Raw genomic sequence first — 14,888 nt, forward strand, 5'->3', positions numbered from 1 at the left:
GTGCACCTCGATGAAGGTGCACACGTTTTAGCGTTGATCAAGCGAATAACTGACTGCGGTCAACGCGGCTGTGACGAGGGCGACCAGACCGCCGACAAGTGCGAGCGTCATGATGGGGCTCGTCGCATAGACGACACCACCGAGAGCGGAACCGAGTCCAATCCCGACGTTACTCGCCACGGGCATAAGTGACGAGGCGAGACCTTTGGCGTTCGGGTTGAACTTCTCTGCCAAATCAATCAAATAAATCTGAGTCGATGTCGTCAATAAAATCGCCATGAACGACATGAGCGCGATATTGAGAAGACCGAGCGTCACATTCGACGTCGTCACGAATAAAGCGGCCAAGACGAACGCTTGGACGAGAAAGACGAACCGTAAGCGTCCGATTGGATTGTGACTAGCAATCTTTCCGGCAGCGATATTACTGAAAATCGAAATGAATCCGTATGCGAATAAAATCGGACTGACCCAAGCGACCGGTACACCGAGTACATCTTTTAAAATCGGCACGAGATACGTATATACGACATACGTTGCCCCGAAGCCGAACGCCGGAATCAGGAATGCGATCAAGATGCGCGGATTCGTCAGCAATGTCAATTGTTCACGAAGTGATGCTTTTTCTTGAGACAATTGGTTCGGCAAGACGCGGTAAATGGCAATCCAGGCGACTGCACCGAGTGCAGTCGTTAATATAAATGTGGATTCCCAACCTGCCTGTTGTCCGATGAATGTCCCGATTGGAACGCCGAACACGTTCGCCATCGTGAATCCACCAAAAATAAAGGATACGGCGACCCCACGCTTTGTCGGTGGGACACTTTCACTTGCGACGAGCATGGCAAGCGAGATCAACACGCCAGTGACGACGGCCGTCAACATGCGTAAGACGAGTAACCACTCATATATCGGTGCCAGGCTGCTCAACAAGTTCAGGACAGTGAAGAGAATCGTCAGGCCAAGCATCAATTTACGTTTCGGAAGATGGCTCGTCAATGACATGGTGATTGGCGTGCCGATGGCAAAACTGATGGCGAATGCCGATACGAGACTACCGGCCGTCGCAATCGAGATGGCTAAACCGGTTGCGATGTCAGGCAAAATTCCGACAATGACAAATTCACTCGTTCCGAGAACGAAGGTTAATAAGGATAAGGATAAAACTAAAGTCCAGTCGCTTCGACTGAGCGAGCTTGTCTTCATGTTCAAACACTTCTTTCTATTTCATTCATTAGTAGTTAGACATCAGTCTTCTCTCACGTTACAAGATTTTCCCCAAAAGAAAAACCCTTTTCTCCCAAGTCGGAAGAAAAAGGTGAATCAGCGCCAAAACACGGTCGCTTCGACACCAGCGTGGTCAGAGACGATAGGACCGTTCTCTCCGTCAAAGACGACGGCATGGCGTGAAACGTGAATTGGGGCGTTCGTCAGCATCAAATCGATGCGAAGTGATTTTTTGTTTTCGTCCCATCCGGCGATTTTTCCTTGTACCGTCGCATCGCCTTCCCGTTCTGTTGCGAGGTGGAACAAATCTTGGAGTCCATTCTCCATCAAGTAATCGTATCCTTCTCCTCGAATGAAGGCATCGTTATTGAAGTCGCCAAGTAGAAGGGCATGGTCGTCATGCTCGACGCGACGAATCAGTTCATCGAGTTGGTGTTTCACCGGCTCCTCTTCATCATGCCACCATCCGAGGTGACACGAGTAAATAGTCGTTGGAGCATCTGCGCCTGCAATCACAGCTTTAACAATCTTACGAGACTTGTAGTTGTCTGGGTCCGTCGTCATCGATACGAAGAACGATTCTGTCGATAAGAACGGTTTACGTGACAGGATAGCGACACCTTCTTCATAGATGTCATATCCGTAATGGGCAAAATCCCATGTCATGTGATAGTGAAGGTCCAACTCTTTTAAGCGCTCGACGAGGACGTGTGCGAAGTTGTTCTCACGGATGTTTCCGTAGATCAGTGGGGCTTCTTTATGTTGATTGACCTCTTGAAGCGCGATGAGATCGTACTCTTCACTCGCGATGCGTTCGACGATGGCGTCAATCTTTTCTTGTTGGCGGTCTTCTAACCAGGCGTGACAATTAAGCGTTAATATATTCACGATAGTCCTCCTTTAGAAAAAAAGGCCAACTCTTGAGCGAGTTGGCCAGTAGATTATGCACCGATGACGTCTTGAATGTCTGATTTCAATACGTCGGCTTTCGGGCCATAGATGGCTTGGACTCCACGGTCTTTCACGATGAGACCCATGGCGCCATTTTTCTTCCAATCTTGTTCGTCAGAGACGAGTGTAACGTCTTTAACGGTCACACGAAGACGAGTCATACATGCATCGACATCTTCAATGTTTTCTTCCCCACCGAGAAGGGCGATAATCCCCATGACTTGTTCGTTACCTGTCACCGATGACTTCTCTGTCGTCTCTTCCATGTAGTTGCCGTTACGTCCTGGCGTCGGCAAGTTCATCTTCTTGATAAAGAAGTTGAACACACCGAAGTTGAGGAAGAAGAATGCTACAGAGACGAGAACGAAGTTGATCAAGTCTTGAAGTAGTCCTGCTTTGACAATCATCGGGATGCGCGTCAAGAGTTCAATCGCACCGAAAGCATGGACACGTAGGTCGATGATATCTGCCAATGCGAAGGCAGCACCGGCCATAAGCGCGTAGACCACGTAAAGGACTGGCGCGACGAACATGAACATGAACTCGATTGGTTCTGTGACACCTGTCAAGAAGACAGCGAGTCCAGCTGACAAGAACATCGGCTTGTATTGTGCTTTCTTCTCAGCGTCGACATTACGATACATCGCATATGCGGCACCGATCAAAGCAGCGAATGACAAGATGACTTGACCGACTTTGAAGCGGGCCGGAACGACATCAGCGAGAAGGGCGTTGTATGCAGCCGTATCACCAGCGGCACGCAAGTTGACGAGGTCTGTTACCCATGCCAACCAGAGCGGGTCTTGTCCGGCAACGACTGACCCAGCTGTCGCGCCTGTTAAAATTGTGTACGTTCCACCAAGTTCCGTGTAGTTCATTGGAACAGTGAGCATGTGGTGTAAACCGAACGGCAAGAGGAGACGCTCGAGCGCACCATAAATGAACGGAGCGAGGACTGGAGCTGTGTTGCGTGATGTGGCAATCCACTCACCAAAACTGTTGAGCGCACCTTGAATCGTTGGCCATACAATCGATAGAACGATGGCAGCAACGACTGAACCAAGGATGACGACGAATGGTACGAAGCGCTTCCCGTTGAAGAACGAGAGGGCGTTCGGCAATTTGTTGAAGTTGTAGAAACGGTTGTATAGTGCACCACCAAGGAAACCGGCGATGATCCCGACGAACACACCCATGTTGAGGGCAGGTGAGCCGAGTACAGATGTGAAGTAGTCAGCGACAACAAGGTTTGCACCGAAGAGTGACTCGATTGTCGCTTCCGGATCTTGAAGCATGGCACCGTTGACACCGAAGATGGCACCTGTGACACGGTTGATCAAGATGAAGGCGAGAAGTGCTGCGAACGCACCACCTGCACGATCTTTTGCCCACGAACCACCAATCGCGACTGCGAAGAGGATATGTAAGTTGACGATGATGCCCCAACCTAAATCTTCAATGATGCGAGCTGTTGTTAATAAAATACCGACATCTCCGGCTGACATTCCAATCAATTTACCGATGGAAATCATTAAACCGGCAGCTGGCATAACGGCGATGACGACCATCAAGGCCTTACCGAGTTTTTGCCAGAAATCGAATGAGATCAATTGTTTCATGCTATACGCTTCCTTCCTGTGAGGGAGTTTTATCTATTTTTGTGTTTGCCAATAGTGCAATCGCTTGCATAAATGATTGTAATCGATTGCATAAATTCATGCAACCGTTTTCGCTATTTTCATTTGTTTTCATTTTCAAAGCGACAATGGAAGATGTTAGGTGAACTTGTCAGTCGAATCGAATCTAGCTACAATATGATAGGTTGAAGGGAGCGAGAAAGATGGGTTGGAGACAGACCACATCTGCTTTGACGAAGGACGAGCAGATTGAATTAAAAGAAGAGTTATTGCAGAAGGGTGTATTGCAGGAGGACGATCTTCCTCTCTATGAAATGCTCATGCCAGACCGCATCAAACGGATGTATGAAGTGTTGAATACACGAACGAATCATATCACGATTTTGACGGAAGGTGTGGACGATCCGCACAACCAATCCGCCGTGTTGCGTTCAGCCGATGCGTTCGGGGTACAAACGTTGCATGTCGTCGAAGGGCGGGCAAAGTTTAAACCGAACTCGATTATCGCCAAAAGCGCCGATCGCTGGGTGGACGTCGTGGAGCACGGATCGATTGAAGAAGCGATTGACGCTTTAAAAGAAAGTGGTTACCAAGTATATGCGACGGCGCTAAGCGAGGAAGCGATTCCGCTCGAAGAAGTGGATGTGTCGAAGCCGACGGTTCTTCTATTCGGGAACGAACATAGTGGCGTCTCGGAGGCAGCGCTCAACAAGGCGGACGGGAACTTTGTCATTCCGATGCAAGGATACGTTCAAAGTTTGAACATCTCGGTGGCGGCTGCGATCTCTTTGTATGATGTCACGACACGGTCACGTCATATCGTGACGGATGGCTATGAACTGCCTGTCGAAGATCAAGCGCGCATCTTCAAAGACTGGATGGTCAAGAGTTTACCGAAGCGTACGCTCGGACTATATAAACAAAAAGGTGTCACAGCTTTCGAACGGGAGACAGGAAATTCGGAATGAACGGCGAAAAGAACAGACGTACGGAATCTTTGTCCAGAAACTGAAAGGGGATGGCACGATGAGTACGACGAGTTCATTTATCGTAAAAGATGTGACGAACAACTTTAAAGATTTTGAAGAGGACTTCTTCCGACTGTACCGCACGTTATACGGTGACCTCGATCAGCTGCGATTTAAAGAGCGCCTGTATCGACATGCCAATCCGTTGGTGCTCTTAGCATTCTCGGAGGAGCAACTGGTCGGCTTTAAAATTGGTTATGAGGCAGAGCCTTATCGATTTTATAGCTGGGCGGGTGGCGTACACCCAGACTTTCAAAAGCATGGTATCGGTCGCAAGCTGATGGACACGCAACTTGAATGGGTCGAAGCGCAAGGATTCCATTCGATTCGGACGAAAGCGCGCAATACGAACAAAGGGGTCATCATCTTGAACCTCCTTTGCGGATATGACATCATGGGCGCCTACACCGAAGACGGCGAGCCGCGTATCATGATGGAGAAACAATTGAACAGTTGAATGGATACCGCGGTCGAATGATCGCGGTTTTTTGATGAAACCGATTCGACTGAATGAACGTACATAAAGAAAAAGGGGGAATTTGAAATGACAGTGTTTGGATTTGGCGGAGATCCGTTTAGTGACTCTATGGGGGACTCATTCTTTACCGGGATTGTGTCGATCTTCCCTATCGTGTTCATGGTTGTGTTCGGTCTGATTATTTTTGCGTTCGTAAAAACGATTTTTCAACATTCCAAAACATCGAGCACGTTGAAAGACTTACAACAATTCGCCTCGCAGCTCGCCGATGACCCGGACGACGATACGGCTGAGCGATTGGCAGACTACTTACGGGGTGTCGATTCCTTCTCCGTTGAACGGACACGGATGGAACCGTTCCGAGTAGCACTCGGGTGCTATCAATTGGTGATGGAGTCAAGATCCGTTCGTGAGGAGACGAAAGAGCGGGTCGATCGCCAATACAAGCGTCTCGGGATTTTAGACGGGGAAAAATTTGCGGATGAGGCCCCACCACGCCACCGCTCTTCTTCATCGAACCATCATGACATCCATCACAATCACCATGATCATATGTAAAAAAGCGAAGGGATCCCTTCGCTTTTTTACATATATCGTGAAGCATCAAAGTCAATATCGGTCTGATAGCGGACGGCCTGGATGGCACTTTCGATTCGAATAGCCCGTTTCTTAATATCGCGTGCTTTCAAGCGGTATAGCTCCGGGTCATATAAGGCGTGTTTGATCACGGAAACCCCGTGCACATATTCCTTTTTCGGACGTAATGACAATTTCTCATAAAGACGTGCTTGGACACGCAATTGAATGGCGAGTTCGATTGCCTCTACGAGCGGGAGCGGACCGTCATGCGTTTCAACGACGGCTTGGACGTTCGCTTCTTGAATGAGACGGTCGAGCTGACGTAAGTCCAGACGGATGTGCTCAAGTTCCATCTCGATATCTTGAAGGGAGCGGGACTGAATCGTCGGAATGGAATCATTCACTTCGAGCGAGATGAATGCCACGTGCTCAATCTCTTCTGTCAATGTATCGATTTGCTCATGGAGCAACTGTTTTAATGTTAGGGCATCTGCAAGGTTCATATCGATTTCCTCCTTCTGCTTTCTCTAACCGTACCACATCGGGATGGCTGAAAAAAGATGGATGACATCTCGGATTGCGGGAATAAAACCAAATAGGAAGGAGGGAGGACGATGAAAAAATGGAAGGTACAGTGGATGATTGCACTCGTCCTACTCCTGTTCGGGACAGCGACGTTCCTCTATCAATGGATTGATGTCAGTCCAGGGGACATCCGGGATTATATCATTCAATTCGGTTGGTTGGCTCCTTTGATTTATATTCTCTTATTCACGGTTCGCCCGCTCATCCTGTTTCCGACGTCCGTCTTATCGGTCGCCGGCGGTTTGGCGTTCGGGATGTTACCAGGTGTCGTCTATACCGTTATCGGAGCGACACTGAGTGCCCTCGTCGCGTATTATGTGGCCGTTTATTTCGGCGACCGTTTCTTACATCACTTCGAATCGAAGAACTATGAAGCGATTCAGCACAAAATCGAAGAGGACGGATTCTTTTATGTACTCATCCTACGTCTCATCCCGCTCGTCAATTTCGATTTGGTCAGTTATGCTTCTGGTTTGGCAAAAGTAAACGTACCGGCGTATCTGTTTGCGACCGTCGTTGGTATGATTCCTGGGGCGTTCGCGAACAATTTTCTCGGAAGCAGCATCGCGAGCGGAGATTGGACGCTGATTGCGTTGGCGTTCGGGATCATGCTCGTATTGACGCTCATCGCGACCGTGTTCCGTGAACCGATCAAGCGACAGATCCATCGCTATCAAAAAAAGTAGGCGACTCCAATGGAGCGCCTACTTTTTAATTAACGGTTGTCGACCGTCTCTGGATAGAGGTCATGGTTGAACAGACGATGTTCTGCCATCTTCTCATACTTTGTGCCAGGCTTTCCGTAATTGTAGTACGGATCGATCGAGATGCCGCCACGTGGTGTGAATTTGCCCCACACTTCGAGATAGCGTGGCTCCATCAATTTGACGAGGTCCTTCCCGATGACGTTGATGCAGTTCTCATGGAAGTCACCGTGGTTACGGAAACTGAACAAGTACAACTTCAACGATTTCGACTCAACGAGTTTCTCATCCGGGATATACGAGATGTAGATCGTCGCGAAGTCGGGTTGGTTTGTGATCGGGCAGAGAGAAGTAAATTCCGGCGCGTTGAATTTAACGAAGTAGTCGTTCTCCGGGTGACGGTTCGGGAACGCCTCGAGGACATCAGGTGTATATTCAAAAATATAAGGGACGCTCTTCTGTCCGAGGAGCGAGAGGTCTTGTAAGTCTTCTGGTCTCATGTTTATTCTCCTTAGACGCCACGTTCGTTGGCGTACAGTAATGTGTGTAGTTGTGGTAGGACGCGGACGCTTTGCCATGAAGGGTCGCGTGCGACGTCTTCCCACAATTGTTTTAAACGACGGAGCTGGGCATCGGTGATATCACCGTCAGCACCTGGCTCTGGGTTACCGGCAGATAAATACATGACGTCCGGTGCATAGCGTTGTTGTACTTCTTTCGCGTAAGCGAGGTCCACTTCATCAAAGACAGCAACTTTGAATGTCGTCTGCTCCGGGCGCAACCGTTCGACGATGGCGTCGAGTTGTTCCCAGTTTGTCTTCATGCCAGACGAAGGAGGCTTCGGGCTGAGGGTCACGTCATCGATTTGTGTGAGCCACTCTTGATAGCGGCTACCTTGCGTCTCGACGGCGAGTGTGACGCCACGCTCTTTCAATTTCACGACGAGGTTCTCCATGGCCGCGATGAGGAGCGGGTTTCCACCCGAGATGGTGACGTAATCGTACGCACCGAGTGCGTCAAGACGAGCGATGACCTCATCGGCCGTCAGCATGTCCGGTTTTTCTGAACCGTCCCATGTGAAGGCAGAATCGCACCACGAACAGCGATAATCGCAACCGGCGGTCCGGACGAACATCGTCTTCTGTCCAATGGCACGTCCTTCTCCTTGGAAGGTCGGTCCGAACACTTCTAAAACAGGGATTTTCACGATTCCACCAACCATTCACGGCGGAACTCAGCGTACGACGTCGGCGTTTCATACAAACGGACGAATTCGACGCGCACGTCGCGTTCATTTGGCAAGTGTGTCGCCAACTGTTCGAAAATCCAATAACACATATTTTCTGCAGTTGTATTCATATAAGGGAGTGACTCGTTCAAATAGCGATGGTCGAGATATGGCTCAAGCTCTTCTTTGAAGATTTTTTTCAAGTCACCAAAGTCGAGCGTCATCCCGCGATTGTCGAGAAAACCGCTGACACCCATCTGGAGTTTATACGTATGACCATGAAGGGCACGACATTTGCCGTCATAGTCAAATAAATGGTGTGCCGCGTCGAACGTCACTTCTTTGACGATTTGAACGCGATGCGGGCAGTAGATGAGCGACCCTTCTTGTTTCGATTCGACACTGGTCGGGGCGAGGAATGGAGCATGTTTCATACGCGCACCTCCTCGTAAGCTGTGAGTCCGTTTTGGCGAAGCTTACACGCCGGACATTCTCCACAACCTGAACCGATGATGCCGTTGTAGCAAGTGAGCGTGCGTTCTTTGACGTAGTCAAAGGCACCGAGCTCGTCGGCGAGTGCCCACGTCTCTTTTTTATCGAGCCACATGAGCGGAGTGTCGATGACGAATGGATAATCCATCGCTAAATTAAGTGTCACGTTGAGTGATTTAATGAATTGGTCTCGGCAATCCGGGTAACCTGAAAAGTCCGTTTCACATACACCGGTCACGATGTGATGCATACCGAGTTGTTTGGCCATGACAGCCGCAAATGATAAGAATAGATGGTTGCGTCCATCGACGAACGTGTTTGGGACGTCCGCATTGTCGATGTCAAGATCGTGTCTCGTGAGCGCATTTGATGTGAGTTGTCCGAGTAGGGACAAGTCGAGGATGTGGTGTGGGACATCGAGTTCTGCCGCGATTTCTTTTGCGACCTCGATTTCCGCATCATGGCGTTGACCATATGCGAATGTCACCGCCTCCACATGGGAGAATTGTTGTTTTGCCCAAAATAGGCAAGTGGTTGAATCTTGGCCACCACTAAAGACGACCAATGCTTTTTCGTGTTGCATGAAGCACACTTCCTTTTCGCTAGTTTTGATGTCGGAGGAGGTTACGAACTCCGGAGGTCACCCTCAAGCATATAATTTATCATAAAAAGACGTTTGACAGGGAGAAAGGAAGCGAGTATAGTAAAAAACATCACTGACGTGCTTTTGTGCATAAAAGCGTTTAAGCGGTTAGGCGAAATAATAAATAATCATGATATAACGAAAGGAGGGGACGTCGATGCAGATGAAAGGAAAAGAAGCTGTATTCGTCGTGTTGATGAGCGGGATCACCTTGCTCGCACTGATGTTTTTGGCCAAAGCGACGCCGCATATGGCGATTTTTGGCACAATGGTAATAGTAGGTGGATACGCGTATTATCGTTCACGCGACTTCAAACAGATTGAGACGGCGATGATCAACGGGATTCGTGAAGCCATCATGCCGGTGTTAATTTTGTTATTGATCGGGATGCTCATCGGAGTATGGCAAATGTCCGGGACGGTCGCGACGATCCTCTCCATCGGATTAAATACAATCTCTGCTGAATGGTTCTTACCAAGTGTCTTATTGATTACGATGATCGTCTCAACATTCACAGGAAGTGCGTTTACTACAGTTGGAACGGTCGGTGTCGCCTTGTTCGGAATCGGGACGGCACTAGGCATCTCGCCAGCTCTCGCTGCAGGTGCCATCGTATCGGGTGCGCTTTTCGGAGACAAGATGAGCCCGTTGTCGGACACGACAAACTTTGCGCCAGCAGTGGCGGGTGTCAAACTATTCGACCACATTCGCTTCATGATGGGGACGACGATTCCAGCGTTCATCATCACACTGATTTTATTCACGTTCCTCGGACGTAGCGGTCAAACTGCTGATACGACTCAAATCGCGGAAGCACAAGCTGCGCTCAGCGGACGTTTTGACCTCTCATGGCTTACGTTAATTGCCCCTGTGCTCGTCGCAGTGCTTGCGTTCCGTCGGATGCCGGTCTTGCCGACGATGCTCGTTGGGATGTTCGCTGGTGTCTTGACGGCAGGTTTTGTTCAAGGCAACTGGAGCATCTCGAACTGGCTCGGTGTCATGCAGTCTGGATTCAAGTCAGGTGTGGAGAATGAGACGATTGCGACGGTACTCGATCGTGGTGGTCTTGAATCGATGCTCTGGTCGGTCAGCCTCGTCTTGATCGCCCTTGCATTCGGAGGCTTGTTACGTGAACTCGGTGTGTTCCAAGCAATCGTTGAATCGTTGCTCGAGCGCTTGAAGTCACCAGGAAGTTCGGTTCTATCGGTCGTCCTCAGCTCAATCGGTGTCAACTTGCTCGCAGGAGAACAGTACTTGTCGATTCTCTTGCCAGGACAGGCGTTCAAACAAGGGTTCATCGATCGCGGGATCGACCCACGCTACTTGTCACGTGCGCTTGAGGATGGCGGGACTGTGATTAACCCGCTCATTCCTTGGGGTGTCTCCGGAGCGTTCTTCGCAGCGACACTCGGTGTGCCTGTATTGGAATACGCCCCATTTGCGTTCTTCCTTTGGCTCAGCCCGGTCTTCTCCATCATTTTGGGATACGTCCGATTGGGGAAGCAACGTGAATCACTTAAAATCGCATCGTAATATCGAGGTGTCCTGCCATGCAGGGCATCTTTTTTGTGTGCAGCACATGACTTTTGAGAAAATAGGAGAAAGGGAGGTGGAACGATGAAGCGACTCGATCTAGCATTTTATGAACAACCGACACTCGAATTGGCACGCGCCTTACTCGGGCAATATTTGGTGCGGCGACACCCGGAAGGTGACATCATCGCGAAGATTGTTGAGACAGAAGCTTACCTCGGTGCCATCGACCGAGCGGCACATAGTTTCGGAGGGCGTCGAACGAAACGGACGGAAGTCATGTTCGGGCAACCTGGGCATGTATACACGTATCAAATGCATACACATACGCTCCTGAACGTAGTCAGTGGTCCGGTTGGTACACCGGAAGCCGTGTTGATTCGAGCCGTCGAACCGATTCAAGGACATGAATGGATTGCTTCGAACCGTCCTGGGGTGAAACGATATGACCAAACGAACGGACCAGGGAAGTTGACGAAAGCACTCGGGATCACGATGGACTTATATGGTCACTCGTTCCAACAAGACCCGCTCTATCTTGCTGAAGGTGAGACGGGAATGGTGATTGAGGCGGGTCCACGCATCGGCATTCCGAACACGGGCGAGGCACGTGACTACCCATATCGCTTCTTTGAACGCGACAATCCGTATGTCTCGAAGTTCCGTTGAATGCATGCAATGATGTTTAAGTGATTCATGCCAGTGGAACAGTCCCTATGTGCATAAAACAAACAGAGGGAGTGTTTAGAACATGGCAAAAGTAGCAACGCTCATTACAGATATGTTTGAAGATGTAGAATTCACGGGTCCCCGTGACGCATTGGTGGATGCGGGACATGACGTCGTGACGATCGAGAAGAAAGCAGGCAACACGGTAGAAGGGAAGCAAGGAGAGGCGAAAGTGAACATCGATCAATCGATTGATGATGTATCGCCAGAAGATTTTGATGCCCTTCTCTTACCAGGCGGATTCTCTCCTGACTTGTTGCGTGAAGACGAACGGTTCGTCTCGTTCGCGAAAGCCTTCATGGATGCGAAAAAACCTGTCTTTGCCATCTGTCACGGACCACAGCTGTTGATTACGGCGAAGACGTTAGAAGGTCGTGACGCGACCGGCTACAAATCGATTAAAGTCGATATGGAGTATGCCGGTGCCAAATATGCGGACAAAGAAGTTGTCGTCTGTCAGAACCAGCTTGTGACGAGCCGTCAGCCGGATGACATTCCAGCGTTCAATCGCGAGATTCTCAACTTATTGAAATAACACGTCAACCACGAGAGGAATCTCGTGGTTTTTTTGTGTTTTCGGGAATAGACAAGTAAGGAGGAGATTCAAATGAGAAAACGAGCACGTTCACCTAGTTAAGTTCGTCGAAACGTTGTCCGATTAGGATGGATTCGTTGGTTTGAAGGCTTGATTCCCGCATACGTGATTGAACGGCTGTTCTGGGAGTCACGAGGCATCTCCATTCAGGAAGTCGTTTATTTAGAGATGGTATATGCGCTCATCATCGTTCTGTTCGAAGTACCGACTGGTGTATGGGCGGATCATACGGCACGGCGTCGACTTGTCCAAATCGGTGTCACGTTAGAATGGCTGTCGTTTATCGTCATTTTGTATTCGTTCACGTTCACGGGTTTCTTTGTCGCCATCAGCTGTTCGGCCGTTGGGTCGGTCATTCGAAGTGGGGCAGAGAATGCGCTGCTATACGAGTCCTTACAAGAAAGTCATGAAGCTTCGTCATTCGAACGGGTTCTTGGGAAGCTGAACGCGATTGGGATTGTGGCCGCTGTGGTGGCGGCATTGAGTGGTAGTATGTTGGCTCAGTACCTTCCTTTGGAGTGGAACTATGGAATCTCGATTTTGAGTTTGATGATGGCGACACTATGTAGTGTATTTCTCGTGGAACCGACTCATCGAGAGCGGGAGGAACGTTTGACGTGGCGGCATTTGTTCAAAGGGTTCCGATTCATTTGGTCAAACCGACAACTTCGTTATGTCACAATCAGTTTTTTGGCAGCGGTATCCGCTTTTAACTTCATCGATGAATTTTGGCAACTGTACGCTCGCGATGTGTCCGTTCCGATTTATTGGTTCGGTGTCATTTCAAGTGGGTTGCTCTTGATCCAGTTACCTGGACAACTGTTCGCAGGAACCATCGTGCGTGTTGCGCCTTCGGAACGTTGGTTGAAACAATTCGGTTGGGTGATGGGTGGCGGGTTTCTCTTCATCGGCTTATTTCCGAGTCCAATCGGAATTGGTGTCATGGGATTGTTGGCACTTCTATATGGGGCGATGGAGCCGCTCTATTATGGACTTTTGCACCATCAAGTTCCTTCATCCATTCGAGCGACGACGGAATCGTCTGTCTCGATGCTGTGGCATCTTGGCATTCTCGGATTAGGGGTTGTCTTTATCATAGGGACGACAGCGTCGCTATTTTTGGCGTTTTCAATGATTGGGCTTGTTGTGTGGGTCGTTCATGCGACTGCACGATAATTCTCACAGGCATGGGCCATAAGCCATGCCTGTTTTTACGTCTTAAGACGGACGCAAGATGGTGAGGAGAAGTGTATGCTTAAAATAATCAAATCGAATACATAAAAACAGCACACCCTGAAAGGGATGCGCTGTTTGAAACCAATCCATAGAAACGTTCGTATAGTCTAGAAGAGGTGAAAACATGGGACAAATCGTTGTAGTATTCGGAACGTTAATCGGTCTTGGGACCGTTGGGGCATTACTTTATATGACCCGCCTAGCCTATGAATCATGAGAACGGATAATGATAGAAGCGCTCACGTTGGAGTAACTCCATGACGTGGGCGTTTTCTGCGTTGTCAATCGCGCGAAGTAGACCTTCCGTCTGAGAACGATGAGCAAAGAGGGAGGCTTTTTTCTGCTCGCTCTCTTCCGTCACATCGACGATCACGTGAGGTTGTCCGAGTTCTTCTTCTGTGCGGCGATCGAAGGCGACACCTAAAAACTCAGGGCGTGACTCTCCCATCTCCTGAAGTGCTCGTACGACAGCACGAGCTGTCGCTTCATGGTCCGGGTGAACGGCATATCCTGGATAGAACGAGATGACCGTCTCCGGCTTCACTTCGTCAATCAAGGAGCGGAAGCGACCAGCGAGCTCTGCCTCGTCCTCAAATTCAACGGTTTTATCACGAAGTCCCCACATGCGCAGGTCCTCGATGCCCATCATCCGACAAGCTTCTTCAAGTTCATGCTTTCGAATTTTAGGTAGCTCCTCACGCGTTGTAAAGATGGGAGAACCCATGTTGCGTCCCATCTCGCCCAGTGTTAAGCAGACATACGTGACCGGGAGTCCTTTTTGACGATGTTGGATAATCGTTCCGGCCGAGCTGAATGCCTCATCGTCCGGGTGTGGGAAAATGACGAGTAATGGTCCATTCATTGATTCTCCACCTCCGATGCTCCTTGCGGGAGCGGTTTGATATCGATATGCAGCGCACAGGCCAGTCGACCGAGTCGATCGTGACCAGCGAGTAATAACTGTTCGCCATGCACCTCGTAGTCGGTCAATCCTTCTACATAGAGCCAACCGTGATCAAGTTTTAAACCGACCCGATAAGGCCCGTTTCCTTTGATTTGGCCGATGCTATATTCGATTTTGGCATTACGGATAAACATCCCGGCGTTATGAAAATCCGGGTCGTTATGTGTCGCATAGGCACCATTTGTCGTCTCGACATGCACGAAAAGTGGTGTTGCGACGTGATTGTCTAAATATTGCTGAATGTGATCAGGTTGAATCGCTTTCACGTCTGTCCCTCC

At 49.4% G+C, this 14,888-nt stretch carries 18 protein-coding genes; 8 read left to right on the top strand and 10 right to left on the bottom strand.

Annotated features, from left to right (window positions below):
- Positions 1-27 precede the first annotated feature (27 nt).
- The 3 genes from PJK55_RS11730 to PJK55_RS11740 form a co-directional block, all read right to left on the bottom strand.
- Positions 28-1,206, bottom strand: a complete 1,179-nt coding sequence (locus PJK55_RS11730; protein WP_271305934.1) for an MFS transporter — start codon at positions 1,204-1,206, stop codon at positions 28-30.
- Positions 1,207-1,323: 117 nt separating this feature from the next.
- Positions 1,324-2,115: an endonuclease/exonuclease/phosphatase family protein gene (locus tag PJK55_RS11735; RefSeq protein WP_271305935.1), complete on the bottom strand. Its 792-nt coding sequence runs from the start codon at positions 2,113-2,115 to the stop codon at positions 1,324-1,326.
- Positions 2,116-2,168: 53 nt separating this feature from the next.
- Positions 2,169-3,797: a PTS transporter subunit IIBC gene (locus tag PJK55_RS11740; RefSeq protein ID WP_214876304.1), complete on the bottom strand. Its 1,629-nt coding sequence runs from the start codon at positions 3,795-3,797 to the stop codon at positions 2,169-2,171.
- A 221-nt stretch (positions 3,798-4,018) separates the two neighbouring features.
- On the opposite strand from PJK55_RS11740, the gene PJK55_RS11745 reads away from it, so the two are divergent.
- From PJK55_RS11745 to PJK55_RS11755, 3 genes are all read left to right on the top strand, one after another.
- Positions 4,019-4,783: a TrmH family RNA methyltransferase gene (locus PJK55_RS11745; protein WP_214785593.1), complete on the top strand. Its 765-nt coding sequence runs from the start codon at positions 4,019-4,021 to the stop codon at positions 4,781-4,783.
- Positions 4,743-5,300: a GNAT family N-acetyltransferase gene (locus PJK55_RS11750; protein ID WP_214785594.1), complete on the top strand. Its 558-nt coding sequence runs from the start codon at positions 4,743-4,745 to the stop codon at positions 5,298-5,300. The genes PJK55_RS11745 and PJK55_RS11750 overlap by 41 nt, the downstream gene beginning before the upstream one ends.
- A gap of 87 nt (positions 5,301-5,387) precedes the next feature.
- Positions 5,388-5,879: a hypothetical protein gene (locus PJK55_RS11755; protein WP_271305936.1), complete on the top strand. Its 492-nt coding sequence runs from the start codon at positions 5,388-5,390 to the stop codon at positions 5,877-5,879.
- Positions 5,880-5,905: 26 nt separating this feature from the next.
- Here the strand turns inward: PJK55_RS11755 and PJK55_RS11760 are convergent, their stop codons facing one another.
- Positions 5,906-6,403 carry a hypothetical protein gene (locus tag PJK55_RS11760; protein ID WP_074034204.1) on the bottom strand — a complete coding sequence of 166 codons (498 nt, stop codon included), beginning with the start codon at positions 6,401-6,403 and terminating at the stop codon, positions 5,906-5,908.
- A 111-nt stretch (positions 6,404-6,514) separates the two neighbouring features.
- Between PJK55_RS11760 and PJK55_RS11765 the strand changes: the two genes are divergently transcribed.
- Positions 6,515-7,171 (top strand): TVP38/TMEM64 family protein, encoded by a 657-nt coding sequence (locus tag PJK55_RS11765; protein ID WP_214876315.1) that lies wholly within the window; start codon positions 6,515-6,517, stop codon positions 7,169-7,171.
- Between the two features lie 29 nt (positions 7,172-7,200).
- Here PJK55_RS11765 and queF read toward each other — a convergent pair whose 3' ends face one another.
- The 4 genes from queF to queC are packed head-to-tail and all read right to left on the bottom strand — an operon-like array spanning position 7,201 to position 9,492.
- Complete coding sequence (gene queF, locus PJK55_RS11770) at positions 7,201-7,689, bottom strand: preQ(1) synthase (protein WP_015880473.1); 489 nt, start codon at positions 7,687-7,689, stop codon at positions 7,201-7,203.
- An 11-nt stretch (positions 7,690-7,700) separates the two neighbouring features.
- Positions 7,701-8,411, bottom strand: coding sequence for a 7-carboxy-7-deazaguanine synthase QueE (queE, locus tag PJK55_RS11775; RefSeq protein WP_271305937.1), 711 nt, complete (start codon positions 8,409-8,411; stop codon positions 7,701-7,703).
- On the bottom strand, positions 8,393-8,851 hold the full coding sequence (queD, locus tag PJK55_RS11780) for a 6-carboxytetrahydropterin synthase QueD (protein WP_015880475.1): 459 nt from the start codon (positions 8,849-8,851) through the stop codon (positions 8,393-8,395). Before queD ends, queE begins: the two co-directional genes overlap by 19 nt.
- Complete coding sequence (queC, locus tag PJK55_RS11785) at positions 8,848-9,492, bottom strand: 7-cyano-7-deazaguanine synthase QueC (RefSeq protein WP_271305938.1); 645 nt, start codon at positions 9,490-9,492, stop codon at positions 8,848-8,850. The genes queD and queC overlap by 4 nt, the downstream gene beginning before the upstream one ends.
- Positions 9,493-9,709: 217 nt before the next feature.
- Between queC and nhaC the strand changes: the two genes are divergently transcribed.
- From nhaC to PJK55_RS11805, 4 genes are all read left to right on the top strand, one after another.
- On the top strand, positions 9,710-11,086 hold the full coding sequence (nhaC, locus tag PJK55_RS11790; protein ID WP_214746942.1) for a Na+/H+ antiporter NhaC: 1,377 nt from the start codon (positions 9,710-9,712) through the stop codon (positions 11,084-11,086).
- Between the two features lie 84 nt (positions 11,087-11,170).
- A complete protein-coding gene (locus PJK55_RS11795; protein ID WP_271305939.1) occupies positions 11,171-11,755 on the top strand; it encodes a DNA-3-methyladenine glycosylase in 585 nt (194 codons plus the stop codon).
- 82 nt (positions 11,756-11,837) lie between these two features.
- The gene (locus tag PJK55_RS11800) at positions 11,838-12,350 is read left to right on the top strand and encodes a type 1 glutamine amidotransferase domain-containing protein (RefSeq protein WP_026824537.1); all 513 of its coding nucleotides are present in this window, start codon (positions 11,838-11,840) and stop codon (positions 12,348-12,350) included.
- 150 nt (positions 12,351-12,500) lie between these two features.
- On the top strand, positions 12,501-13,586 hold the full coding sequence (locus PJK55_RS11805; protein ID WP_271305940.1) for an MFS transporter: 1,086 nt from the start codon (positions 12,501-12,503) through the stop codon (positions 13,584-13,586).
- A gap of 271 nt (positions 13,587-13,857) precedes the next feature.
- Here the strand turns inward: PJK55_RS11805 and bshB2 are convergent, their stop codons facing one another.
- Positions 13,858-14,508, bottom strand: coding sequence for a bacillithiol biosynthesis deacetylase BshB2 (gene bshB2 / locus PJK55_RS11810; RefSeq protein ID WP_271305941.1), 651 nt, complete (start codon positions 14,506-14,508; stop codon positions 13,858-13,860).
- Complete coding sequence (locus PJK55_RS11815; RefSeq protein WP_214695888.1) at positions 14,505-14,876, bottom strand: YojF family protein; 372 nt, start codon at positions 14,874-14,876, stop codon at positions 14,505-14,507. The genes bshB2 and PJK55_RS11815 overlap by 4 nt, the downstream gene beginning before the upstream one ends.
- Positions 14,877-14,888 lie beyond the last annotated feature (12 nt).

The sequence above is a fragment of the Exiguobacterium sp. MMG028 genome (genome assembly GCF_027947425.1).
Lineage (GTDB): Bacteria > Bacillota > Bacilli > Exiguobacteriales > Exiguobacteriaceae > Exiguobacterium > Exiguobacterium aestuarii_A.